Origin of the sequence: Thauera sp. WB-2, assembly GCF_027594845.1 — a bacterium.
Taxonomy (GTDB): domain Bacteria; phylum Pseudomonadota; class Gammaproteobacteria; order Burkholderiales; family Rhodocyclaceae; genus Thauera; species Thauera mechernichensis.
The window spans coordinates 1,723,132-1,746,271 of sequence record NZ_CP088935.1 but is presented as its reverse complement, the minus strand read 5'-3'; the positions used below and the strand labels follow the sequence as shown (position 1 = coordinate 1,746,271).

The 23,140-nt window shown below is 67.1% G+C and carries 18 protein-coding genes and 1 tRNA gene; 1 reads left to right on the top strand and 18 read right to left on the bottom strand.

Features of this window, described 5'->3' with window-relative positions; all coding sequences use genetic code 11:
- Positions 1-27 precede the first annotated feature (27 nt).
- The 15 genes from LQF09_RS07995 to rlmD form a co-directional block, all read right to left on the bottom strand.
- A complete protein-coding gene (locus LQF09_RS07995; protein ID WP_002924001.1) occupies positions 28-816 on the bottom strand; it encodes a MinD/ParA family ATP-binding protein in 789 nt (262 codons plus the stop codon).
- A 1-nt stretch (position 817) separates the two neighbouring features.
- The gene (flhF, locus tag LQF09_RS07990; protein ID WP_270069617.1) at positions 818-2,317 is read right to left on the bottom strand and encodes a flagellar biosynthesis protein FlhF; all 1,500 of its coding nucleotides are present in this window, start codon (positions 2,315-2,317) and stop codon (positions 818-820) included.
- A 150-nt stretch (positions 2,318-2,467) separates the two neighbouring features.
- A complete protein-coding gene (gene flhA, locus LQF09_RS07985) occupies positions 2,468-4,561 on the bottom strand; it encodes a flagellar biosynthesis protein FlhA (RefSeq protein WP_002923998.1) in 2,094 nt (697 codons plus the stop codon).
- Positions 4,562-4,578: 17 nt separating this feature from the next.
- The gene (flhB, locus tag LQF09_RS07980; RefSeq protein ID WP_270069616.1) at positions 4,579-5,721 is read right to left on the bottom strand and encodes a flagellar biosynthesis protein FlhB; all 1,143 of its coding nucleotides are present in this window, start codon (positions 5,719-5,721) and stop codon (positions 4,579-4,581) included.
- A gap of 153 nt (positions 5,722-5,874) precedes the next feature.
- On the bottom strand, positions 5,875-6,333 hold the full coding sequence (locus LQF09_RS07975) for a DUF192 domain-containing protein (RefSeq protein WP_270069615.1): 459 nt from the start codon (positions 6,331-6,333) through the stop codon (positions 5,875-5,877).
- Complete coding sequence (locus tag LQF09_RS07970) at positions 6,330-7,016, bottom strand: pseudouridine synthase (protein ID WP_270069614.1); 687 nt, start codon at positions 7,014-7,016, stop codon at positions 6,330-6,332. The genes LQF09_RS07975 and LQF09_RS07970 overlap by 4 nt, the downstream gene beginning before the upstream one ends.
- 158 nt (positions 7,017-7,174) lie before the next feature.
- Positions 7,175-10,441 (bottom strand): EAL domain-containing protein, encoded by a 3,267-nt coding sequence (locus LQF09_RS07965; RefSeq protein ID WP_270069613.1) that lies wholly within the window; start codon positions 10,439-10,441, stop codon positions 7,175-7,177.
- A gap of 12 nt (positions 10,442-10,453) precedes the next feature.
- A complete protein-coding gene (locus tag LQF09_RS07960; RefSeq protein ID WP_270069612.1) occupies positions 10,454-10,858 on the bottom strand; it encodes a response regulator in 405 nt (134 codons plus the stop codon).
- A gap of 2 nt (positions 10,859-10,860) precedes the next feature.
- Positions 10,861-12,714 (bottom strand): PAS domain S-box protein, encoded by a 1,854-nt coding sequence (locus LQF09_RS07955; protein ID WP_270069611.1) that lies wholly within the window; start codon positions 12,712-12,714, stop codon positions 10,861-10,863.
- 376 nt (positions 12,715-13,090) lie between these two features.
- Positions 13,091-13,180, bottom strand: a tRNA-Ser gene (locus LQF09_RS07950).
- Positions 13,181-13,451: 271 nt separating this feature from the next.
- Complete coding sequence (gene bioB / locus LQF09_RS07945; RefSeq protein ID WP_002923952.1) at positions 13,452-14,471, bottom strand: biotin synthase BioB; 1,020 nt, start codon at positions 14,469-14,471, stop codon at positions 13,452-13,454.
- A complete protein-coding gene (gene bioD / locus LQF09_RS07940) occupies positions 14,468-15,214 on the bottom strand; it encodes a dethiobiotin synthase (RefSeq protein WP_002923951.1) in 747 nt (248 codons plus the stop codon). Before bioD ends, bioB begins: the two co-directional genes overlap by 4 nt.
- The gene (locus LQF09_RS07935; RefSeq protein WP_270069610.1) at positions 15,211-16,434 is read right to left on the bottom strand and encodes an aminotransferase class I/II-fold pyridoxal phosphate-dependent enzyme; all 1,224 of its coding nucleotides are present in this window, start codon (positions 16,432-16,434) and stop codon (positions 15,211-15,213) included. The genes bioD and LQF09_RS07935 overlap by 4 nt, the downstream gene beginning before the upstream one ends.
- On the bottom strand, positions 16,400-17,737 hold the full coding sequence (bioA, locus tag LQF09_RS07930; RefSeq protein ID WP_270069863.1) for an adenosylmethionine--8-amino-7-oxononanoate transaminase: 1,338 nt from the start codon (positions 17,735-17,737) through the stop codon (positions 16,400-16,402). The genes LQF09_RS07935 and bioA overlap by 35 nt, the downstream gene beginning before the upstream one ends.
- 207 nt (positions 17,738-17,944) lie before the next feature.
- Positions 17,945-19,246, bottom strand: a complete 1,302-nt coding sequence (rlmD, locus tag LQF09_RS07925) for a 23S rRNA (uracil(1939)-C(5))-methyltransferase RlmD (RefSeq protein ID WP_270069609.1) — start codon at positions 19,244-19,246, stop codon at positions 17,945-17,947.
- Positions 19,247-19,546: 300 nt separating this feature from the next.
- On the opposite strand from rlmD, the gene LQF09_RS07920 reads away from it, so the two are divergent.
- Positions 19,547-19,969 (top strand): hypothetical protein, encoded by a 423-nt coding sequence (locus LQF09_RS07920; RefSeq protein ID WP_002935714.1) that lies wholly within the window; start codon positions 19,547-19,549, stop codon positions 19,967-19,969.
- Between the two features lie 66 nt (positions 19,970-20,035).
- Here LQF09_RS07920 and bamC read toward each other — a convergent pair whose 3' ends face one another.
- The 3 genes from bamC to LQF09_RS07905 form a co-directional block, all read right to left on the bottom strand.
- Complete coding sequence (gene bamC / locus LQF09_RS07915) at positions 20,036-21,178, bottom strand: outer membrane protein assembly factor BamC (RefSeq protein ID WP_002923942.1); 1,143 nt, start codon at positions 21,176-21,178, stop codon at positions 20,036-20,038.
- Between the two features lie 26 nt (positions 21,179-21,204).
- Positions 21,205-22,083, bottom strand: a complete 879-nt coding sequence (gene dapA / locus LQF09_RS07910) for a 4-hydroxy-tetrahydrodipicolinate synthase (RefSeq protein ID WP_270069608.1) — start codon at positions 22,081-22,083, stop codon at positions 21,205-21,207.
- A 106-nt stretch (positions 22,084-22,189) separates the two neighbouring features.
- Entirely contained in the window at positions 22,190-23,116 is a 927-nt protein-coding gene (locus LQF09_RS07905) for a histone deacetylase family protein (protein ID WP_002923940.1), read from the bottom strand.
- Positions 23,117-23,140: the final 24 nt, after the last annotated feature.

Sequence of the window (23,140 nt, the reverse complement as noted above, 5' to 3'; positions counted from 1 at the left end):
CGGGAATATTGAAAGCCATGACGGGACTCAGGCACGCATCACACGTGGTGCGCGTGCCATGGCATTGATACGACGCATGAATGCAGCGCCTGCGTCGCGCGAATTCCACTGCAGCGGCTGGCGCAGACCATTGGCGATGTCATCGCGTTCGACCTCGCCGAGCCAGGCCAGCGGCACACCGACATGTCGGCGCACGAGTGCTTCGAGCGTGGCGAAGAAGGCTTGCGCATCGCTGCGGTCGCGCGCCCGGCTGACGGCAACATGCACCGAACCTGCACCTGCCGAAGCCAGACCCTTGATCACCCGATAAGCCTCGGTCGCACCGCTCGCGCAGGCCTCTGCCACCACCAGCCGGCATGGCGCCGCATTGACGAAGGGCGACGGCTGCGCTGCCGCCTCGCCCGCGCCATGCACGAGGACGAAGCCCGCATGGCGGTGCAGCAAGCGAAGCGCCTCGACCAGGCAGGCACGGCGTGCATCGTCGAGCAACGGCAAGGCCAGCGCGGCCGCCGCCACGGGCACCCGCCCCACCAGACCGGGCACCGGCTGCACCACCGCGGCAAGAGTCGTACGCCCGTCCAGCACCTGCAGCAGGTCCGTGCCCTCGCCCGTACCCAGCACGCCGCCCAGGGCGTCCTGGCCCTGGGCCTCGTCCAGAATCAGCACGCGCTCGGCGCGGCCGGCCAGCCGATGAGCAGCAAGCACGGCCGTGTGGCTGCGCTGCCGGCCACACGCATACAGCGCCACCACCACCGGCGGCGCGCGGCGGAACAGGCGCCTGAGGCCTGCCGCCTGGTCTTCGCGTCCGTCGATCATGTCAGGCTCCCATGCCGGCTGCGGCGAGCAACATGCCCGCCTCGTCGCCATCGAGGCGCCACGGTGACTCGCCCGCATGCTCGCGCAGCGCGCGGTGCAGCAAGTAGGCGCGATTGGGCAGGTGCAGATCCTCGGGCACACGCTGACCATTGGTCAGATAGCGGATGTCGAGCTCATGACGCACGGCCACGTCGAGCGCCGGCGCCAGCGCCGCGGACTCATCAACCTTGGTGAAGATGCAGCCGGCGAGGTCGTTGCCGGCGTAGGCGCGGACGACGTCGTCGAGCGTATCCCCGCGCGCGGTGGCGTTGAGCAGCAGCAGACGGCGCACGTCTCCGGCCGCCGACAGCATCGCCGCCTGCTCGCCGACCAGGCGATCGCGCTGGCTCATGCCCATCGTATCGATCAGCACCATGTGCTTGTTGCGCAGACCCGCCAGAGTCTGGCGCAGGTCGGCACCATCGCGCACCGAATACACCGGCACCCCCAGGATGCGGCCATAGATGCGGAGTTGCTCCTGGGCGCCGATGCGGTAGCCGTCGGTGGTGATCAGGGCCAGCTTGCCGGCGCCATGGCGCACCACGCAGCGCGCCGCGAGCTTGGCCGTGGTCGTGGTCTTGCCCACCCCGGTCGGCCCCACCAGGGCATACACGCCGCCGCGATCGAGCAGATCCTCGTCGGACGAGCGCGCACGCATCATGCGGTCGAGCATGCTGCCCACTGCCTCGCGCGCTTCGGTGCGGCTCGCATCCTCGGGGACGGCCTCGACCAGCTTGCGCGCGATGGCCGCCGAGAACCCAGCCTCGAGCAGCTCGCCCAGCATCGCTGCGCGCGCGGGCGCGTGGCGCCGGGTCTCACCCCAGGCGAATCCGGCCAGCTGACGCTCGATCATGCCGCGAATGCCGGCCAGTTCAGACATCAGCCGGGCGTTGGTCTCCTGCAATTCGCGCACACGTGCGCCGCCAAACTCGTCGCCCTGCGCCGCCGCACGGGTGACTGCCGGCGCACTCGCCTGATCGCTGCGACCGCGCGCCGATGCCGACCGCAGCACGGCTTCGCGGCCACGCATGGCGTAATCGGCGGTCTCGATCCGCGGCGGGTTGAACGGGCGCACCACCGGGCCGGTGCTCTCCGCGCTCGGCTCCGCACGCTGTCCGCCGCGCGCCGCCGAGCGCGCTGCGCTCGCCGCCAGGGCAGACAGACTGACCTGGAAATCGCCTTCATCGGCCAAGGGGGCGGGCGCACGCTGAACGGCCTCGGCCTGGGGGCGGGAACCGGACGCAGACTCGTCCGCCACCCTGCCCTGGCCACCGCTGCGCGCAGCCATCGTGGCGCGGTTGGCCGCCTGCAGCGCACCGACGGCGTCGCCGGGCAGGGCAAGAATCTCGACGCCGCCGTCGACCGCACGGTTCGACAGCACGATCGCATCGGGACCGAGCGCCTCCTTCAGAGCGCGAAGGGCTTCACGGGCGGTAGGGGCAAAGTAGCGTTTGACGTTCATGGCGGTTCTCCCGGCGGTCGATGTCGACCACTGCTTGATGGGAATTATCGCCACACCCCGTCAATGCCCAGGGGCCGAATAAAGCGGCTTTACCCCGTCTATTCGGACCTCACTGCGCGCGCCGCGCGATACCCTGGCGCGCGCCTGCGGTCAGCCCTGCGCCCCCACCATGGCGGTAACGCGGATGGTGCGGCTCTCGGGCACCTCGGAGTTGGAGATGACCTTGAGGCTGGGCACCGCACGGCGCAGGAAGCGCGACAGCAGCGTGCGCAACTGCGAGGGCACCAGCAGCACCGGCGGCAGGCCGATGTCCTCCTGGCGCTGGGCGATCTGCGCAGTCTGGCGCAGCAGGGTGTCGGCCAGCCCGGGTTCGATCGCCCCGCCTTCGCTGCCCACGCTCATGGCCTGCAGCAGGATGCGCTCCAGCCCAGGCTCCAGCGCCATGACCTGGACTTCGCCATTGCCCGGGAAGAGGCTCTGGATGATCGCGCGCCCAAGCGCCTCGCGCACGCGGGTGGTGAGCTGCAACGGGTCCTGGGTACGCGGTGCATGCTCGGCCAGCACCTCGATGATGCTGCGCATGTCGCGGATGTTGACGCCTTCCTCGAGCAGGTTCTGCAGCACGCGCTGCAAGGTACCGATCGCCAGCGTCTTCGGCACGAGATCCTCGATGAGCTTGGGCGAATCCTTGCCCACGTGATCGAGCAGCGCCTGCGTTTCCTGGCGACCGAGGAGTTCGGCAGCATGGTTGAGGATGACATGGTTGAGGTGGGTGGCCACCACCGTGCTCGCGTCGACCACCGTATAGCCCAGGGCATGCGCCTGGTCACGCGTAGCCGTGTCGATCCACACCGCGGGCAGGCCGAACGCGGGATCGGTCGTCTCGCGCCCGGCCAGCGGGCCGGACACCCGCCCCGGGTTGATGGCGAGGAACTGGCCTGGATAGGCCTCGCCAGCACCGACCTCGACGCCCTTGAGCGCGATGCGGTAGCCGTTGGGCTTGAGCTCCAGGTTGTCGCGGATATGCACCGGCGAGGACAGGAATCCGACCTCCTGGGCAAACTTCTTGCGCAGGCCGCGGATACGCTTGAGCAGCTCGCCGTCCTGGCCCTTGTCCACCATCGGAATCAGGCGGTAGCCGACCTCGAGGCCGAGCACGTCCACCTGCGAGACGTCGTTCCAGCTCGCCTCCAGCGCATCGGCCTGAGGCTGCTGCACGGGCGCCTCGGACTCGGGCCGTGCTGCCGCTACCTCCTCGGCAACGCGCTGCCGGCGCAGCCACGCGAGCGCCCCGAGGCAGGCCGCAATCAGCAGGAAGACCAGGTTGGGCATGCCCGGGATCAGGCCGAGCACGCCGATGATGATGGCGGTCAGGGTCATCACCGTGGGGTTGGAGAACACCTGCGCAATGACCAGCCCACCAATGTCGCCCTCGTCGCCGACGCGCGACACCACCAGGCCGGCGGCCACCGAGATGATCAGCGCCGGAATCTGCGCCACCAGCCCGTCGCCGATGGTGAGCAGGGTGTAGGTGCGCCCCGCCTCGCCCACCGCCATCTCGTGCTGCATGACGCCGACGAAGAGGCCGCCGAGGATGTTGATCACCAGGATGATGATGCCGGCAATGGCGTCACCGCGCACGAACTTGGAGGCACCGTCCATCGCACCATAGAAGTCCGCCTCCTGGGCGATCTCCTTGCGCCTGCGCTTGGCCTCCTTTTCGTCGATGAGGCCGGCGTTGAGATCGGCGTCGATCGCCATCTGCTTGCCGGGCATCGCATCCAGGGTGAAGCGCGCCGACACTTCCGCGATACGCCCCGCACCCTTGGTGATCACCACGAAGTTGATGATGGTGAGGATCACGAACACCACCAGGCCAACCGCCGTATTGCCGCCCACCAGGAAGCTGCCGAAGGCCTCGATCACCTTGCCTGCCGCGTCGCCGCCACCGTGGCCTTCGAGCAGCACGATGCGGGTGGACGCTACGTTCAGCGCCAGGCGCAGCAAGGTGGTGACGAGCAGCACCGTGGGGAATACCGAGAAGTCCAGCGGGCGCTTGGAGTACATCGCCACCAGCATCACCATCACCGAGATCGCGATGTTGAAGGTGAAGAACACGTCGAGCAGGAACACCGGCAGCGGCAGCACCATCATCGACAGGATCATGACGATGAGAATTGGCGCGGCAAGCTGGCGCAGGTTGGCCGAAGTCAGCAGCTGGCGCAGATTCAGGATGTCGTTCATGGGCATAAGTCAGGCGTTCATTCCCCAGGCACGCCGGGATCCATGCCGGCCGGAACCGGCAGCGCAGCCGGCACGGCCGGCGGCAGGCCACCCTGCTTGATCCAGGCGTCGAGCTGGTACACATAGGCCATCACCTCGGCCACCGCGGTGTACAGCGCGGCCGGGATGGAGGCTTCGAGTTCGCAATGGGCGTACAGCGCACGTGCCAGCGGCGGCGCCTCGAGCATCGGCACGCCATGTTCGGCGGCAATCTCGCGGATCTTCAGCGCCAGCTCGCCACGCCCCTTGGCGACCACCACCGGCGCCCCCATGCGTTCGGCGTCGTACCGCAGCGCAACCGAGAAGTGCGTCGGGTTGGTGACCACCACATCGGCCTTGGGCACCTCGGCCATCATGCGCCTGCGCGCCATCTCGCGCTGCAAGGCACGGATGCGGCCCTTGACCATCGGGTCGCCCTCCTGCTCCTTGTTCTCGCGCTTGACCTCTTCCTTGGTCATGCGCAGCTTCTTCTGGTACTGCCAGAGCTGGAAAGGCACGTCCATGAGCGCCAGCAGGCCCAGGCTGAGCGCGATCAACAGCGCGCCAAAAGCCACGATGCTGGAGAAGTCGGCCATGCCGACCTCGAGCGGCTCGACCATGAGGTCGAACAGGTGGTCCTTGTTCATCCACAGCACCAGCGACGCCACCCCGCCCACGACCAGCGACTTGAGGATGGCTTTCACCATCTCCGCCAGGCCATGCACCGAGAACATGCGGCCCAGGCCCTGGATGGGATTCATGCGCCCGAAGTTCGGGCCCAGCGCCTTGGGCGCGAAGACCAGCCCACCGAGCAGCACCGGTGCCGCAACCGCCGCGATCAGCAGGATGAAGAACAGCGGCATCAACGTCAGCAGGGCTCCGCTGAGCATGCGGTTGAGCACGTCGAGCATCAGCACATGGTCGAACACCGTCGCACGATCGAAGGCGAAACCGTTGCGCACGACCCCTGCGATGCGCGTCGCCATCCAGTTGCCCAGCAGCAGCAGCGCCGCAGCGCCGGTCACGGTGACGAGAAAGGTCGACAGCTCCCGCGATTGCGGGACCTGGCCTTCCTCGCGTGCCTGTTCCAGACGTCGCGGTGAGGGGGCTTCTGTCTTCTCGAGGTCGCTTTCTTCGGCCACGGCCGGCTCCGTCCGCCCCCCGCTCCGCCCGGATGGACCTGGACGCGAGAAGACGTGTGCGGATTATCGGCGCACGGCGGCAATATCTGCCGCCCGATAAAAGCCCGGAAAGCCAGCTAATTCCTGTCTTGGCCCGCGTCGGCAGGCCGCTGTTCAGCGTGCCGGGGGCAGTGCAGCAAAGCCGCGCAGCACGTCGCCCGCCTGGATGCCACGTTCGGCGAACCAGCCGATGTTCATCTCCAGCGCGAAGCGCGCCGGGGCTGCTGCACAGTGGCTGGTCTCGGTCTGTGGCTGCATGTCCTCTATGTTGATGATCCTGGCCTCGGCGTCGAGGAAGGCAACCGACAAGGGCAGGAAGGTATTGCGCATCCACATGCAGTGCCGCGCATCCTCTGGGAACACGAACACCATGCCACGATGCAAGGCCATCGCCTCGCGGTTCATCAGGCCGACCTGGCGCGTCTCGAAGGTATGCGCAACCTCGGCCTCGATGCGGTACATGCCCGCGCCCAGTTCGGCGACCGGCATGGCAATCTGCGCCAGTGCCGCAGCGCCGGGCACAAGCGCGACAAACGACAGGCAGGCATGGGCAAGCAGGCGGCGAATCATCATCCTCGGGACCCCGTTCGAGACATCGTGCGCCGCATCTTACCTGCGCCCTGCATGGGCTGACGAGCCGCAGCCCGCTCCCCTTTGCCGTACCCGCCCCGCGCCGTCGCGCCCCCGCCCGCCCCGGGTAGCGGCGGCAAGTCGGCGGCAGCCGCCTCGCGCCACTGCCCCGGCGCCAGTCCGTGCAGGGTCCACGGCCCGATCGCCAGCCTCACCAGGCGCAGGGTCGGGCACCCCACCTTCGCGGTCATGCGCCTTACCTGGCGGTTCTTGCCCTCGCGCAGCACGATCTCGAGCCAGCTTGTCGGCACGCTCTTGCGGAAACGCACCGGCGGCTCGCGCGGCCACAGCCAGTCAGGCTCGCCAACGCGCCGCGCATCACATAGCCTGGTATGGAAGTCGCCCAGGTCCACACCCGCGCGCAAGCGCGCCAGGGCGGCATCGTCGGGTTCGCCTTCGACCTGTACGAGGTAGGTCTTGGGCAACTTGTGGCGAGGATCCGCAATGCGGTGCTGCAGCCCGCCGTCATCGGTCAGCAGCAACAGGCCCTCGCTGTCGGTATCGAGCCGGCCCGCCGCATAGACGCCCGGCACGGCGACATAGTCCTTCAGCGTGCGACGCCCATCTTCGTCGGAGAACTGGCACAGCACGCCGTAGGGTTTGTTGAGCAGGATGAGACGGGACATGGCAGGCGGACCGAGGCGTGCGGGAGGGCAGATTATCGCGCGATCGCCCCGTGCCGCAGTGCCGCAGCATGAAACGGAGGCGGCTCGGGGCCAATGGGTCGCTGGGCAGGACCTTGGTCTACGTGCGAAAGGAGTTCCCCTTGAAGGTCAATCCTCCTCTACCCGAAGCTCAGCCGGCGGCCCTCGCGCACAAGTGCGGAAAAGGCGTGCGCCTCGAGCGGAGCGCTGAAAAGGTAACCCTGCATTTCATCGCAGTTGTGGCGGCGCAGGAAGTCGAGCTGGGCCCGTGTCTCGACCCCTTCGGCAACCACCGTCTGGCCGAGACTGTGGGCGAGCGAGATCACCATCAGCGCGATTGCGGCATCCTCGGCTGAGGTCATGAGATCGGTCACGAAGGTCCGGTCGATCTTGATGCTGTCGATGGGAAAGCGCTTGAGGTAATTGAGGCTCGAGTAGCCGGTGCCGAAGTCGTCCAGCGAAATCTGCACACCGAGCGCCTTGAGAGCCCTTAGCGTGGCAATGGTGGCCGCAGGGCTGCGCATCACACCGCTTTCGGTGACCTCGACATGCAGCTGCTTCGGCGCGACGTTGGACGAGCACAGCGCCGCTGCGAGCACACCGACGAGGTTCTCGTGCTGGAACTGGCGGGCCGACACATTCACCGCGACGCTCACATCGCACAGCCCCTGCTCGCGCCAGTCGCGCAGTTGCCGGCACGCGGTCGCAATCACCCACTCACCGACGGGTACGATCAACCCGGTCTCCTCCGCAAGCGGAATGAAGTCGCCGGGCGGGATCAGCCCGAGGGACGGGTGGCGCCAACGGATCAGCGCCTCGGCGCCGACGACGCAGCCGGTGCGCAGCTCGACCTTGGGCTGGTAGTGCAGTTCCAGTTCGTCGTGCTCAAGTGCGTAACGCAAGCCGTTTTCGAGCTCGAGCCGCTCGAGCGTGCGCGCGTTCATCTCGGGTGCGTAGAACTGGAAGCGATTGCCGCCGAGATCCTTGGCGCGGTACATCGCGACGTCGGCATTCTTCACCAGGGTCGGGACGATCGCACCATCACGCGGGTAGAGCGACACGCCAAGGCTACCGTTGACAACCAGGTCATGCCCCGACAGCCTCATCGGCGCCGCCACGGCCACCAACAGCTTGGACGCGATGGTCGCCGCGTCATCCTCGGCGCCGAGTTCCGGCAGCACGATCATGAATTCGTCCCCACCCAGCCGCGCCACCGTGTCGCCCTGGCGCACGCAAGCGGCGAGACGACGAGCGACCTCGCAGATCAGCTCGTCGCCAACAGTATGGCCGAGACTGTCATTGACGAGCTTGAAGCGATCCAGGTCGAGCAGCATCACTGCCACCGCCCAGGCACTACGCTCGGCATGGACAATCGCCTGCTGCAGTCGGTCGTTGAGGAGATTGCGGTTCGCAAGGCCGGTCAGCGCATCGTGATTGGCCTGCTGCTCGAGCTGCTCCTCGTAGCGCATGCGTTCGGTCAGATCATTAAGGATGGCGATGAAGTGCGTCACCCGGCCACCGTGATCGCGCACCGACGCCAGCGCGATCTCGTTCCAGAACAAGCTGCTGTCCTTTCGATAGCAGCGCAGCGTGACGCGGGCATCGCGTCCCCAGCGGACCGCCTCGCGCAACCGCTCGATGTCGGCTTGGTCCCAGTCGCGACCGATCAGCAGGCGCGCATTGCGACCGATCGCCTCATCGGGCCCATAACCGGTCATCAGCGTGAAAGCGGGATTCACGTAGAGAATCGGATTGTCGGCCGCCTGGTCGGCCGCGCTGATGACGATCGCATTGATACTCTCCTCGATCGCACGATTGTGCAGCCTGAGCGTCGCCTCGATGCGTTGCTGGGCAGCGCGCGCGCGCAGGGTGCGGATGCCGTAGGCGATGTCGTCGGCGAGTTCGACGAGAAGCTCGACCTCGTCGGCGTCGAAAGCATCCTTCTCGGCCGCGACGATGCACAGCACGCCAAAGCTGTCGGATTCGTGGGCCAGCGGAAGCACGGCCGCAGCATTGAAGCCACGTTCGAGCGCCACCGCCCGCCAGCGCACGACACGCGGGTCGCTGCCGATGTCATGCACCACCTGAGGCTTGCCGGTGCGCACTGCCTCACCCGCCGGGCCGCGGCCAAACTCGTTGTCGGCCCACGAGAGGCGGAACGAGTTCAGCTGCCCGGTGTCGTCCCCCGCACTCGCGACGGTCTCGATCGTGCAATCCTGATCATGCCGCGCCATCCCAATCCAGGCCGAGCCGTAGTTGCCTAGCGCGACGAGAAAACCACACATTTCCTCAAGCAACTGGCGCTCGTCGGTCGCACGCACGAGCGTGCGGTTGCACTCGGCCATCACTCTGCGGGCACGCAGCACCCGCCGCAATTGTCCTTCGGCACGCTCACGGGTCGCGACCTCGCCCGCAAGGTCAGCGGCCCGCCGCTCGAGCTGGCCGTAGAGGTTCCAGTTTTCGTAGATGTGGCCTGCCTGCGCAGCATGGGCGCCCGAGATCCATTCGTCCTCAGCGGTAAACTCCGACGCACCGAGCTTGTCCAGCAAGCAGACCCAGCCGAACACCGAGGTCGCCGAAGCGATTGGCGCTGCAACGCCGCAATGCACGGCAGGGAAATCGCGCGGCAGCCCCACACCTTCAGGCCGCCCGTCGGCATTGACGAAGCGCACGGGCCTGCGCTCGGCGAGCACGCGCCGAAACGGCCCCTCGTCGAATCTGCGACCCTGCAGCCCCTGTGCCTGCTCCGGCGACAGGCCGCAACCGAGCACGAAAATCGATCGGCCGTTGCCGCGGTGCTCGAAGCAGAGAATCGCGTAGCGCGCTCCCGTCAGCGAACGCGCGCCCTGGCACACCTTGTTGAGCAGCACTAAAGTATCCCGCTCGGCAGACAACTGCAGGTTCAGCTCGGTGAGCGCCGCGAGGCGCTGGTTGGCACGCTCGAGCTCGGCAGCCTTCTCGGCCAGCTTGTCAGTCAGCACCCGCAGGTGTTCGCGGTCGAACGCCTCGTCGGTGCCTACGGCAGCCGCCCCCTTGGGCTCGTTCGCGAGAGCCTCGTCAATGGCTGCGAGGATCGCCTCGGGGCCGGAGGGTTTGGCCAGGATCCTCGACACGCCAAGAATCGTCGCCAGCTTGCTCGCCTCGCGCTCATGGTAGTTCGCGGTGTAGAACATCACCTGGGTGTCGGCAACCGCCGGCTCCGCGCGCAGCCTACGCACGAATTCGTATCCGTCCATCGTCGGCATCAGGATGTCGCAGATCACCAGTTGCGGGCGCTCGGCCCGCACGATGGCGAGTCCCTCGGCGCCATCGCCAGCCTCGAAGGTCTCATGACCATCGTAGCCGGCAAGGGTGGCGATCAGCTCGCGATTCGCCGGATGATCATCGATGATCAGAAGCTTCGCCATCTCACTGCTCCTCTACGGCCCAGACGATGAACCCGCGTGGCGCCGCCCGGCCTGCAGGAACTTCTCAACCTCGCCGATGAAAGACTCGGGCACGATGGGCTTCGACAAGTAGCCGTCGAAGCCCGCATCCATCACGCGTGTACGATCGGCCGCCATCGAGAACGCGGTGACCGCGATCACGGGGAGCCCGTCCAGGGTCGCGTCCTGACGGATCCGGCTGAGTAGCTCGAAGCCGTCCATCACTGGCATCCTCAGGTCGCTGATGACCAGATCCGGGCGGGGCAGCTGATGCACGAGCGCAAGCGCCTGCTCCCCGTCCTCGGCGCGCAGTACGGTGTGGCCACCCGCCTCCAGCAGGTAGCCGACCAGTTCCAGGTTGGCCTCGTTGTCATCGACGATGACGATGCGGGCAGCCATGGTCATCCTCCCGGCAGCACGAGTGTGAAGCTGCTGCCCCGGCCCGGCGCGCTCTGCACAATGATCCGCCCGCCCAGCGCCTCTGCAAGCTTCTGGCTAAGGTGCAGACCGAGTCCGGTACCCTCGGCCCCCTCGGCGCCCTTGCCGCGTTTCGCGGTAATGCGCGAGAAGGGCGCGAACAGGCGTGTCTGGTCCTCCTCGCTGATGCCCATGCCGGTGTCGCTCACGGTCACTGCGACCACCCCCGCCGCACCTTCCCGCATCCGCGCCAGGCGCAGGACCACGCAGCCTTCCTCGGTGAACTTGATGGCGTTCTGCACGAGGTTGATCACGATCTGGCTGAACGCACGCCGGTCGGTGCTGAGCGGGCAGGCTCCCGGCGGCGCCTCGACGCTCAGATCCAGGCGCCGCCGCTCGGCCTCGGGGCGCAAGGTCCCGACGATATCGTCGATGAGCGCCCGGCAATCGATGATCTCGGGGCTGAGTTCGATCTTGCCCGCCTCGATCTTCGCAATGTCGAGCAGGTCGTTGATCAGCGCAAGCAGATGCTGGGCGCTCGATTGCACGGTGCGCAACTGCTTGTGCTGCGCCTCGTTGAGTGGGCCCGGAAGCTTCATCAGCAGCGTGCCGGTGAAGCCGATGATCGCATTGAGCGGGGTACGCAGCTCATGGCTCATGTTGGCGAGGAAGTGGTCCTTGGCCGCGTTCGCCCGCGCCAGTTCGACGTTCTTCTGCTGCAATGCGCACTCGAAGCGCTTGCGCTCGGTGATGTCGCGGATGGCACTGGAGACCAGCATCCCATCCTCGGTCTCGAGCGGGCTCAGACTGATCTCGACCGGAAACTCGTCGCCGTTCTTGCGCCTGCCATACAGCTCAAGTCCCACGCCCATCGGCCGCACGCGCGGATCGGCGAAGAAGGCCTTGCGGTGCCCCGGGTGTTGCGACCGGTAGCGCTCGGGCAGCAGCATCTCGATCGACTCGTCGGCAAGCTCCGTGCGCGTGTAGCCGAACAGCCTCTCGGCCTGGGTGTTGACCAGCACGATGCGGCCCGCGCGGTCGACGATGACCATCGCATCAGGAGCCGACTCGAGCAAGCCCCGGAACTTCTGCTCCGCCTTCTTTCGCCCGCTGACATCGCGGATCGCGCTCATGACGAAAGCGCCCTCATCCGTGGCGAGCGGACTCAAGCTGATCTCGACCGGAAACTCCGTACCATCCTGGCGCAGACCGAACAACTCCAGGCCACTCCCCATCGTACGCGTGCGCAGCTGGCCGAAATAAGTGACGCGATGCCTCACATGCGCGCCACGGAAGCGCTCGGGCAACAGCGACTCGACCATCCTCCCGTGTAGCGTGCCCGAGGCATAACCGAACATGGCCTCGGCCTGACTGTTCGAGAATACGATGTACCCGGCCGCATTGATCATCACGATCCCGTCCGGCATGGATTCGAGCAGGTTCCGATAGCGCGCATCCATCAGCTTCGCATCACGGGCGGCCTTGAGCTCGGTGACGTCCTTGATGGTGACGACGACGTGCTCGGCTTGCCCCGAGGCATCCGGCACCGTCCTGCACAAGATGGAGACGTAGAGGAGCGAACCATCCTTGCGCCGGCGCAATGACTCGATCGCGGCGTAGCCATTCTCGAGCACCTCGCGCATCATCCCGCGCTCATCGTCGAGACCGTCGGCGGGCACCAGGATCTCGCTCAGCGCGCGCCCCACCACCTCATCCGCGCGGTGGCCAAAGATCTCTTCGGCACGACTGCCCCAGTACAGCACCGTCCCCCTCGGATCAACCACCAGGACGGCATCGGGACCCTCTTCGAGAAAAAGTCCGCACGCATCGGTTGCCATGCCTACCCCCTCCGCAAGCTGCCGCACCCGCTTGCCCACAAGCTGCCAGGTTGTGGAATCTGCAGCGGCACTGGTGGCAAAGGGCCGGACGCTCAAGCCGACGATCAATTCGGTCTGCGCGGCATCGACAGCCATGCTCATGACAAAGATATAGCAGCGTCCCACCCGAAGATCAAACTGCGCGACCGGATTGATCGTCCGCTACCGATCGCCGCGAGACACCACCCGCGAAGCGGCGACACCCCCTTCGCGGGGCTCGGTCGACCAAGGGGGAGGCTCGATGTGGGCGGCTTTCGCCCGCACGATGGAGGGCGATTGATGATTGAGGTGCGCACGACAGAAGGGCGCGCAGGAGCCGGAACCATGCAAACGGGGGTGGCGGAGGCGGTGAGATTCGAACTCACGAGGGGCGTAAACCCCTGACGGTTTTCAAGACCGTTGCATTCAACCGCTCTGCCACGCCTCCGCAAGGCCGCGGATTATAGCGCAAGGGCCGACGGTGCGCATTTGCCGCAAGCGTCACCCATTTCCCGCAGCCATGCTAGCGAACACCCCCAGCGTTTGCCCCCACTGTAGGAGCGGCGCCAGCCGCGAGGGAGTGGGAGCGATAGGCGTGAGTGTTCGCGCCAAAGATCTCGCGGCTGGCGCCGCTCCTACAGTGGGTTTCATGCGGCTGCGGGCCGTTGACGGTGTGGTGCTGCACGGCGCAGCTCATTGCCGCGCCGTGCGACGCTCTGTCAGGCGTCCTGGCCCTGGATGCGCATGTCCAGGCGTTCGAGCAGGCTGCGGTCGCGGCCGGTCTGCGGGTTGGGGGTGGTAAGCAGGTGGTCGCCGTAGAAGATCGAGTTGGCGCCGGCCATCAGGCATAGCGCCTGGAGCGCCTCGTCCATCTGCTCGCGGCCGGCGGACAGGCGCACGTAGCTGGTGGGCATGGTGATGCGGGCGACGGCGATGGTGCGTACGAACTCGAACGGGTCGATCGGATCGACGCCGGCCAGCGGGGTGCCGGGGATGGGCACGAGGTTGTTGATCGGCACCGACTCCGGGCAGGGCTCGAGGTTGGCCAGCTGGGCGATCAGGCCAGCGCGGTGGCTGCGCGTCTCGCCCATGCCGACGATGCCGCCGCTGCACACGTTGATGCCGGCAGAGCGCACGTTGTCGAGGGTGTCGAGGCGATCCTGGTAGGTGCGCGTGCCGATGACCTTGCCGTAGTACTCGGGCGCGGTGTCGAGGTTGTGGTTGTAGTAGTCGAGGCCAGCCTCCTTGAGCGACTGCGCCTGGTCCTGGTCGAGCATGCCCAGAGTCATGCAGGTTTCCATGCCGAGCGCCTTCACCTCGCGCACCATCGCAGTGACGCGCTCCATGTCGCGCGCCTTGGGCGAGCGCCAGGCGGCGCCCATGCAGAAGCGACTGGCGCCCTGGGCCTTGGCGGCGCGCGCGGCGGCGATCACCTCGTCTACCGGCATCAGCTTGGCGGCCTTGACGTCGGTCTCGAAGTGCGCGGACTGCGAGCAGTAGCCGCAGTCCTCTGCGCAGCCGCCGGTCTTGATCGACAACAGCGTCGACAGCTGGATCTCGCTCGGGTTGAAGTGTTCGCGATGCACCTGCTGGGCGCGAAACACGAGGTCCATGAAGGGCAGCGCGAACAGTGCTTCGACCGCCTCCACCGACCAGCGTGCCTGGCCCGTGGGCGACAGGGTTGCGGGCGCGGCGCTGCGGCGCAGGGATTCGGGCGAGATGGTGGCCAAAGTGCTCATGGTGTCTCCGTTGTAAGGTCTTGAGTCTTGAAGAGTGTGTGCAATGCGGGAACGTTGAGGTAAGGCGCGATGGCCTCCGGCGTCGGTGCAGGCAGGCGCGGGATCAGGCCCAGGCAGGGCGCACTGCCCAGCCCGTGGGCAAGTGCGTCGAGGTTCTCGGCAACCCACGGCATGTCGGGGTCGACAGTGTTGGCCACCCAGCCGCACAGGTGCAGGCCGCGGGCACGGATGGCCTCTGCACTGAGCAGGGCGTGGTTGATGCACCCCAGACGCAGGCCGACCACCAGCAGCACCGGCAGGCCAAGCTCGACAGCGAGGTCGGCGGAGTCCCACGCCCCGTCCGGCCCGGCGGCGTCGCCCAACGGCACGCGGAACCCGCCCACACCCTCGACCACGACGCGGTCGGCACGCTGCGCCACGGCCGCGACCGCTGCAAGCACGCCGGCACGCTCGATACGCCGGCCCTCGAGCGCGGCAGCGACATGGGGTGCGCAGGCAGCGGCGAACTGATAGGGGCAGATCTCAGCGGCGGTGATCGGCATGGAGGCTGCTGCGCGCAAGGCGTACACATCCTCGTTGATGCATTCACCATCGATAAGCTCGGTACCGGCTGCGATCGGCTTGAGGCCAGCGGCGCGCAGGCCGCACTTGCCGAGCAGGGCAACGATGGCCGCGCTGACCCGGGTCTTGCCGATTTCGGTGTCGGTGCCGGTGACGAAGATGCCTTTTGAGGCGTCGATCAAGGGTGCTCTCCTTCACTCGCGAGCTGCGCCAGTGCGGCGCACAAGCGGTCTACGTCGGCGCGGCTGTGCGCCGCGCTCAGGGTTATGCGCAGGCGCGCGCTGCCTGCCGGCACGGTGGGCGGACGGATGGCGGGGACGCGCAGCCCGCACGCCTCCAGCGCCGCCGACAGTGCGACCGCGGCAGCATTGTCGCCCACGATGAGCGCTTGGATGGCGGTCGCGGACTCGGCGAGCCGCCAGCCGCAGTGCGGGTGTGCGGCGATGACAGCGGCGAGCCCGGTGCGCAGCGCTTCGACCAGCGCATTCAGGTGACCGCGCCGCGCCGCGCCCTCCTCGCCCGCGATCAGCGCCAGGCTTGCCAACTGTGTGTGGGCGAGCGCCGGCGACGGCGCCGTGGTGTAGATATAGCTGCGCGCGCCCTGCACCAGGGCTTCGACAACCAGCGGGTGGGCGGCGACGAAGGCACCGCTCACGCCCGCAGCCTTGCCCAGCGTACCCATGTAGATGATGCGTTCGCTGCGCAGGCCGAAATGAGCGAGCGCGCCCTGCCCGCCTTCGCCCAGCACGCCAAAGCCGTGGGCGTCGTCCACGATCAGCCAGGCATCGTGGCGCTCGGCCAGGGCGAGCAGTTCGGGCAGCGGCGCAATGTCGCCGTCCATGCTGAACACCGCATCGGTGACGATGAGCCGCAGCGCCGCGGTGCTGTCGGCAAGCATGGCGTCGAGCAGGTCGAGCCGTGCATGCGGGTAGCGCCGCATCCTGGCCTCGGCGAGCAGGCCGCCATCGATCAAGGAGGCGTGGTTGAGCTTGTCGGCGAAGATCACCGCCTCAGCGTCGGCCAGGGTGGTGAGCAAGGCCAGGTTGGCCATGTAACCCGAACAGAAGCCCAGCACCGCCGCCTGCGGGATGTACGGCGCCAGCCAGCGCGCGAGTTCATCCTCGAGCGCCGCATGGGGCGTGGCGTGGCCGCTCACCAGTGCCGATGCGCCGCTGCCCACGCCCCAGCGCCGCGCGCCCGCGGCAAGCGCGTCGATCAGCACGGGATGCGCGGCCAGGCCGAGGTAGTCGTTGCTGCAGAAGGCAAGCAGCGCACGCGTGCCCTCGCCACCCTCGGCCAGATGCTGGAGGGGAGCGCACGCTGAGTCAGCGACACGCCGCTGCCGCCACAGTGCGGCCGCCTCGCGCTCACGCAGTCGGCGGTTCAGGTGTTCGAGCAACATGATGAGGCGCGGCCCGGGCCGCATCGGCCAGGGTCTGTTCAAGGGTGTCGAGGGTGCGGGCGGCCAGCCAGGCCGCGAGTTCGTCATCGAGCACGTAGGGCGGCATCAGATACACGGTGCGACCGATCGGGCGGATCAGCAGCCCCCTGGCCCTGCCGGCAAGGTGGAAGCGCTCGGCGAAGCGCTCGCCGGCATGGGGCTCGCGCACATCGAAGGCCCAGATCATGCCGCGCTGGCGCAGGTGTTCGATACGTTCATCCTCGGCCAGCGGCGCCAGCGCCGCGCTCAGCGCGGCGGCAGGTGCGCGGTTACGCGCGATCACATCGTCCTCGGCAAAGCGGTCGAGCACGGCCAGCGCCGCCCTGCACGCCAGTGCGTTGCCGGTGTAGGAGTGCGAATGCAGGAAGCCGCGCGCGATGTCGTCATCGAGAAAGACGCGATAGATCTCGTCACGCGTGAGCACCAGCGACAAGGGCAGGTAGCCACCGCTGATGCCCTTGGACAGGCACACGAAATCCGGCCATACGGCGGGCTGGGCGGGCGCGGCTGCCTGCTCGAAGGCGAAGAAGCTGCCGCTGCGGCCACAGCCCACGGCAATCTCGTCGGCGATCAGGTGCACCTCGTAGTCATCGCACAGGGCGCGCAAGCCGCGCAGATAGGCCGGGTCGTGCATCGCCATGCCGGCAGCGCATTGCACCAGTGGCTCGACGATGAAGGCAGCGATGTGTTCGTGACGGGACTCGAACAGGACGCGCACCTCGGCCAGCGCACGCGCGGCCACGTCGGCCGGGCTCTCGCCCGCGGCAGCAAGCCGTGCATCGGGCGAGGCGACGAGGTGGGCGCGCATCAGCAGCGGGTCGTAGGCGTCGCGAAACACGGCGACGTCGGTGACGGCCAGCGCGCCCAGGGTCTCGCCGTGATAGCCCTGGCGCACGCAGACGAATTCGCGCTTGTTGCCGCGCCCGCGGTTGCGCCACGCATGGAAGCTCATCTTGAGCGCGATCTCGACCGCAGAGGCACCGTCGCTGGCATAGAAGGCATGGCCGAGGACGCCGCCGGTGAGCGCGTTCAGGCGCTCGGCCAGTTCCACCGCCGGCGCATGGGTGCAACCGGCCAGCATGACATGGGGCAAGGTATCGAGCTGGTCGCGCAGCGCGGCATTGAGGCGGGCGTCGGCATGGCCGAACAGGTTCACCCACCACGAGCTGTTGGCGTCGAAATAGCGCCCGCCCTCGTAGTCGTACAGCCACGGCCCGCTCGCGCGCGCGATCGGCAGCGGCGGCACCGTCTGCGCGCGCTGCATCTGGGTGCAGGGGTGCCATACGCTGGCGAGGCTGCGGCGCTGCCAGGCAGCGTTCGGCGCTTCGCCCGCAGTGGACGAGAAACGAGGGTCTGATGCGGGACTCACCACGAGCTCATTTTGTATTCATAATTACGGACAGACGGCGCGCCATTCTCCCAGCACGGGGGGCAAATGTGAACCCTCGCTACGGCGACCCGGCCCACTCTTTCAGCCGCGCTCGAAGAGCGCGACCGACTCCACATGCGAGGTCTGCGGGAACATGTTGGCAATGCCCGCCCCACGCAGCACGTAGCCCTTCTCGCGCACCAGCACGGCGGCGTCGCGTGCCAGCGTCGCCGGGTTGCAGGACACATACACGATGCGCGCTGGCGAATGCTCACCGCCAAGCGCCTTCGCGACCGCAATCGCACCTTCGCGCGGCGGATCGATCAGCATCTTGTCGAGCGGGCCGAGCGCGGCCAGGCTGTCCTCGGTGGCCTCGAAGAGGTTCGCGGCGTGGAACTCGGTGAGGTTGTCGAGGCCATTGCGGCGGGCATTGTCGAGTGCGCGCGCGACCAAGGCATCGCTGCCCTCGACGCCAATGACCCGGGCCCCAAGACGCGCGATCGGCAGGCTGAAGTTGCCCAGGCCGCAGAACAGGTCGGCGATGCGCTCACCCGCACGCGGCGCGAGCAGTTGCATGGCGCGGCGGATGAGCAGGCGGTTGATGTGTACGTTGACCTGGGTGAAGTCGGTCGGGCGGAAGTCCATGCGCACGTCGAACTCGGGCAGCGTGTAATGCAGCGCACGCTCGGCGGACGGATCGAAAGGTATGGCCGTGTCTGGCCCACCCGGCTGCATCCAGGCCTGGATGCCCTCGGCTGCGGCGAAGGCGGCGATGCGCTTCTCGTCTGCGCGGCTGAAGGGCTGCAGGTTGCGGAACACGAACACCGTAGCGTCGTCACCGATCGCGATCTCCACCTGCGGCAGGCGGTCGGCGATCGACAAGCCGGCGATCATCTCGCGCAGGCGCGGCAGCAGGGCCGAGATGCCTGCGGGAAGAACCGGGCACTCGCGCATGTCAACGATGTAGCTTGAACGCCGCTCGTGAAAGCCGATACGCAAGCCGCCCTTGCTCGGCACGAGGCGAACGCCAAGACGGGCGCGATAGCGGTAGCCCCAGGCCGGTCCATTGACTGCCGGATAGATGATGGCGGGCCGCAGTTTGCCGATATGCCAGAGCGCATCTTCCAGGATGCGCTGCTTGGCCGCGGCCTGGGCGAGCGGGTCGAGGTGCTGCATCGAACAGCCGCCGCACACACCGAAGTGAGCGCACCGCGGCTCGACCCGCTGGGCGCTGGAGCGCAGGATTCGCACCGCAGTCGCCTGCTCGTAGTTCGGCCGGCTGCGCTGGACCTCGTACTCGACACGCTCTCCGGGGAGACCGCCTTCGATGAAGACGGTCTTGCCGCCGACATGGGTAACGCCACGGCCTTCGTGGTCGAGTGATTCGATGGTGGCGATGCTCATGACGGTGCGCAGGCGGGGCGGGAAACTCGGGAGGGCAATTCTACCGCGGGAGCACTGCACCGCGCGCGGCGCCCCGGTGCAGCACCCGAGCACACCCGGCATCTGACATCCGGATACAAAGTCGCTCGAAACCAAAACGCCAAGCCATTGTTTACAAGCATGTTGTCAACAACCCGAAAGCTATTGCGCTGCAGCAGTCCGAGCAGCCGTACATGCTAATATGCCCGCGTCCAGTCAGCCCTCGAGGTTGGCAGACACCTACACAAACCAAGAATCCCTTCTACAAAAGGAAGACACGTGATGAAGCATCCCCTTCTCGTTGCCGCCCTCGTCGCCGTTGCCGTTGCCGCTTGCGGCAAGAAGGAAGAGCCCGCCGTCCAGGCTCCGCCTTCGGCTCAGGAACAGATGAAGGAGTCGGCAGCACAGGCCGTAGAGGCCGCCAAGGAAAGCGCAGCTGCTGCGGGTGAAGCCGCCGCTGCCGCAACCGAAGCTGCCAAGGAAGAAGCTGCAGCCGCGGTCGAAGAAGCGAAGGAAGGCGCCGAAGAGGCCAAGTCGGCAACCGACGCCGCTGTCGAAGCGGTCAAGGAAGAAGCTGCTGCTGCGGTCGAACAGGTCAAGGACGCCGCCGAGGCAGCAAAGGCCGAAGCGGCCGCTGCGGTGGACGCGGCGAAGGAAGCGGCCGGCGCAGCCGTCGGCGCTGCCAAGGAGGCGGCGAAGGACTGAGTCGCCCTCGCCACCCAACAAAAAAGCCGGCTTGCGCCGGCTTTTTTGTTTCGTGCGCAGTGTCGATCAGCGCAGTTGTTGCTGCAGCAGGCCCAGCATGCGGCGAGCGGTGTCCGAGTTATCGACGCCGCCCTCGCGGCTGAGCACACTGACGCGCGATGCGTCGCCCTGCCCTTCCACACGCAGGCGGTATTCACTGCCAGCCTGGGCCGGCTTGTCGTCACTGCGCCAGAACGCGAGGCGGGACAGGAAGCCCTTGTTGGGGCTGCGGTTGTCCGCATCCGGATCAACGTAGCGGACGTAGTACAGGCCCTGTGCGCGATCGCGGTCCTCGACCGTGAAGCCGATGCGGTCGAGTGCGAGGCCAACCCTGCGCCAAGCGCGGTCGAAGGGCTCCTCGACCTGCAACGCAGCCTGACCATCGGCCGCGGAAACGACTCGCGCGCGCTCGGGCGCGGCTGGCGCAACCAGTGCAGCCTCGGCACGCGCCTCCTCGGCCCCGAGGTGCACCATCAGGCGCCGCAACATCTCGGCCTCGAGCTCGGGGTCGGCAGGACGCGGCTGCCAGATGGTCGAGTCCTTCGCCTCAGTCGGATAGATCTCGATCATGCCGCGGTGACTGACGTAGATCTCCAGCGTCCCGGCGTCCTTGCCCTGCTCGAAGCGGGTGCGGAACTTGTCGCGCTCGGGGGTCGAGAACAGGCCGTCGAGTACGCGGCCGATGGTCGAACGCACGAAGTCCTGCGGAATCTTGGCACGGTCTTCGGCCCAATCGGTTTCCATCACGCCGATTTCCGGGCTGTCGATGTTGAGGATGAACCCCATCTCGAGCCAGAAGTCCTTGACCTTGGGCCACAACTCGGCGGCATTGCCACCGACCACGAGCCAACGCTGGCTGCCTGCGCGCTCGATGCGCATGGTGTCGGAGCCGGCCAGCACTTCGGGACTCCCGCTCGCGACCGTCGAGCGTCCCGCACGGTCGGCCTCATAGGCCGAGTAGGTCGCGATACCGGTGCCCGCGGTATCCGGCACGGCAAAGCGGTCGTCGCGCCGCGGCGCGGTCAGGTCGGGCGGAACCTCGAGCGGCCGCTCGATCTGGCGTGCGCTCTTGTAGTCGATGCGCTTGCCTTCGAACATCGAAGTCGAGCAGCCGCCAAGCGCCAGCGAGAGCGCGACCAGGGAAAGGGAAGTGCGCGTGGAACGATTCATGGAATACCTGGACAGAGGGTTTCGGTTCAGAACTGGATGCCGGCCTTGCTCAAGGCCTTGCGCACACGCTCGTGGTACGCCTCGGCCAAGGGCGTGAGCGGCAAGCGGATGCCATCGCCGATCAGGCCCATGCGAGCAACCGCCCACTTGACCGGAATGGGGTTCGCTTCGCAGAACAGATCGCGATGCAGACCCGTGAGCGCAGCATTGGTTTCACGCAGGGACTTCATGTCACCCGCAGCGGCCGCTGCGCACAGCTGGTGCATGGCACGCGGCGCCACGTTTGCGGTGACCGAGATGACGCCATGGCCGCCCAGCATCAGGAAGGCGGCAGAGCTCATGTCGTCGCCGCTGTAGAGGCCGAAGCCCGCCGGCGCGCGCTCGATGAGGTCGCAGGCGCGATCGAGGTTACCGGTAGCGTCCTTGAGGCCGACCACGTTGGGGATCTCGGCCAGCCGCAGCGTGGTGTCGTTGCCGAGATCTGCAACCGTGCGCCCGGGCACGTTGTAGAGGATCAGCGGCAGTTCGACCGCCTCGGCAATGGTGCGGAAGTGCCGGTAAAGGCCTTCCTGCGACGGCTTGTTGTAGTAGGGGACGACCGACAGGTGGGCATCGGCGCCGGCACGGGCAGCAAAACGAGCCAGCTCGACCGCCTCGGATGTCGAGTTGGCACCTGTTCCGGCGACGACCGGGACCCGCCCAGCCACGTGCTCGACGGTGCAGCGGATCAACTCGCAGTGTTCATCGACACTGACCGACGGCGACTCGCCAGTGGTGCCGACGATGACGATGCCGTCCGTACCTTCGGCGATGTGCCAGTCGATGAGCTTGCGCAAGCTCGGGAAATCAAGACTGCCGTCGTCATGCATGGGCGTGACGATGGCGACAAGCGATCCGGTAATCATGGCGTGGGGGCGTGCGTAAAAGATTCGATTCTAACCGATCGCCGGATTCGGGCCAGCCTCGCGCGCGTGGAGGTCACGCACGCCGGGCCAGCCCGCAGCGGCAGGCTCAAAGATCTGCAAGCGCCTTGATGTGGGCAACGACCGAGCGCGCCAGCGACGACAGCGAATAACCGCCCTCGAGGATGGACACGATGCGGGTATGCCCACAGTCCGCAGCGACCCCCTTGATCTGCTCGGTCGCCCACACGTAGTCGGCCTCGACCAGGCCAAGCGAGCCCATGTCGTCCTCGTAGTGGGCATCGAAGCCGGCAGAGATGAAGATCATTTGCGGGTTGTGGCTGCGCAGCGCAGGTACGACGACATCGCTGAAGACCTGGCGGAACGCATCGCCGCGGGTCCCCGCCGGCAAAGGCACGTTGCACATGTGCGCGGGCGGATTGTCCGTTCCGCTGTAGGGGTAGAAGGGATGCTGGAAGATCCCCGCCATCATCACCCGCGGATCGTTGCGGAAGATGTCCTCGGTGCCGTTGCCATGGTGGACGTCGAAGTCGACAACCGCGACGCGTTCGAGCCCATGGGCCTCGAGCGCATGCCGTGCTGCGATGGCGACGTTGTTCATGAAGCAGAAGCCCATCGCCTTCGCACGCTCGGCATGATGGCCGGGCGGACGCACGGCGCAGAAGGCGTTCTCGATCTCGCCCTTCATGACCAGGTCGGTGGCGAACACCCCGGCACCGGCCGAGCGCAGCGCCGCCTTCATCGTGCCCGGCGACATCGCGGTATCCGGATCGAGGTGGCGAATGCCGTGCTCGGGCACGTTGCCCACGAGGTCGTCCAGGTACTCGGCCGGATGTACGCGCAGAATCTGCTCGCGCTCGGCAACGGGCGCGTCGTAAAAGGAGATGTACATGTCCAGACCAGCCGCGATAAGCCGGTCGTTGATCGCCGACAGCCGGTCCGCGCATTCGGGGTGCATCGATCCCATGTCGTGCAGCCAGCAGTCACGATGCGTGATGAATGCCGTCGTCGTCATACTCCTCCCTCTCATCTCGAGAAC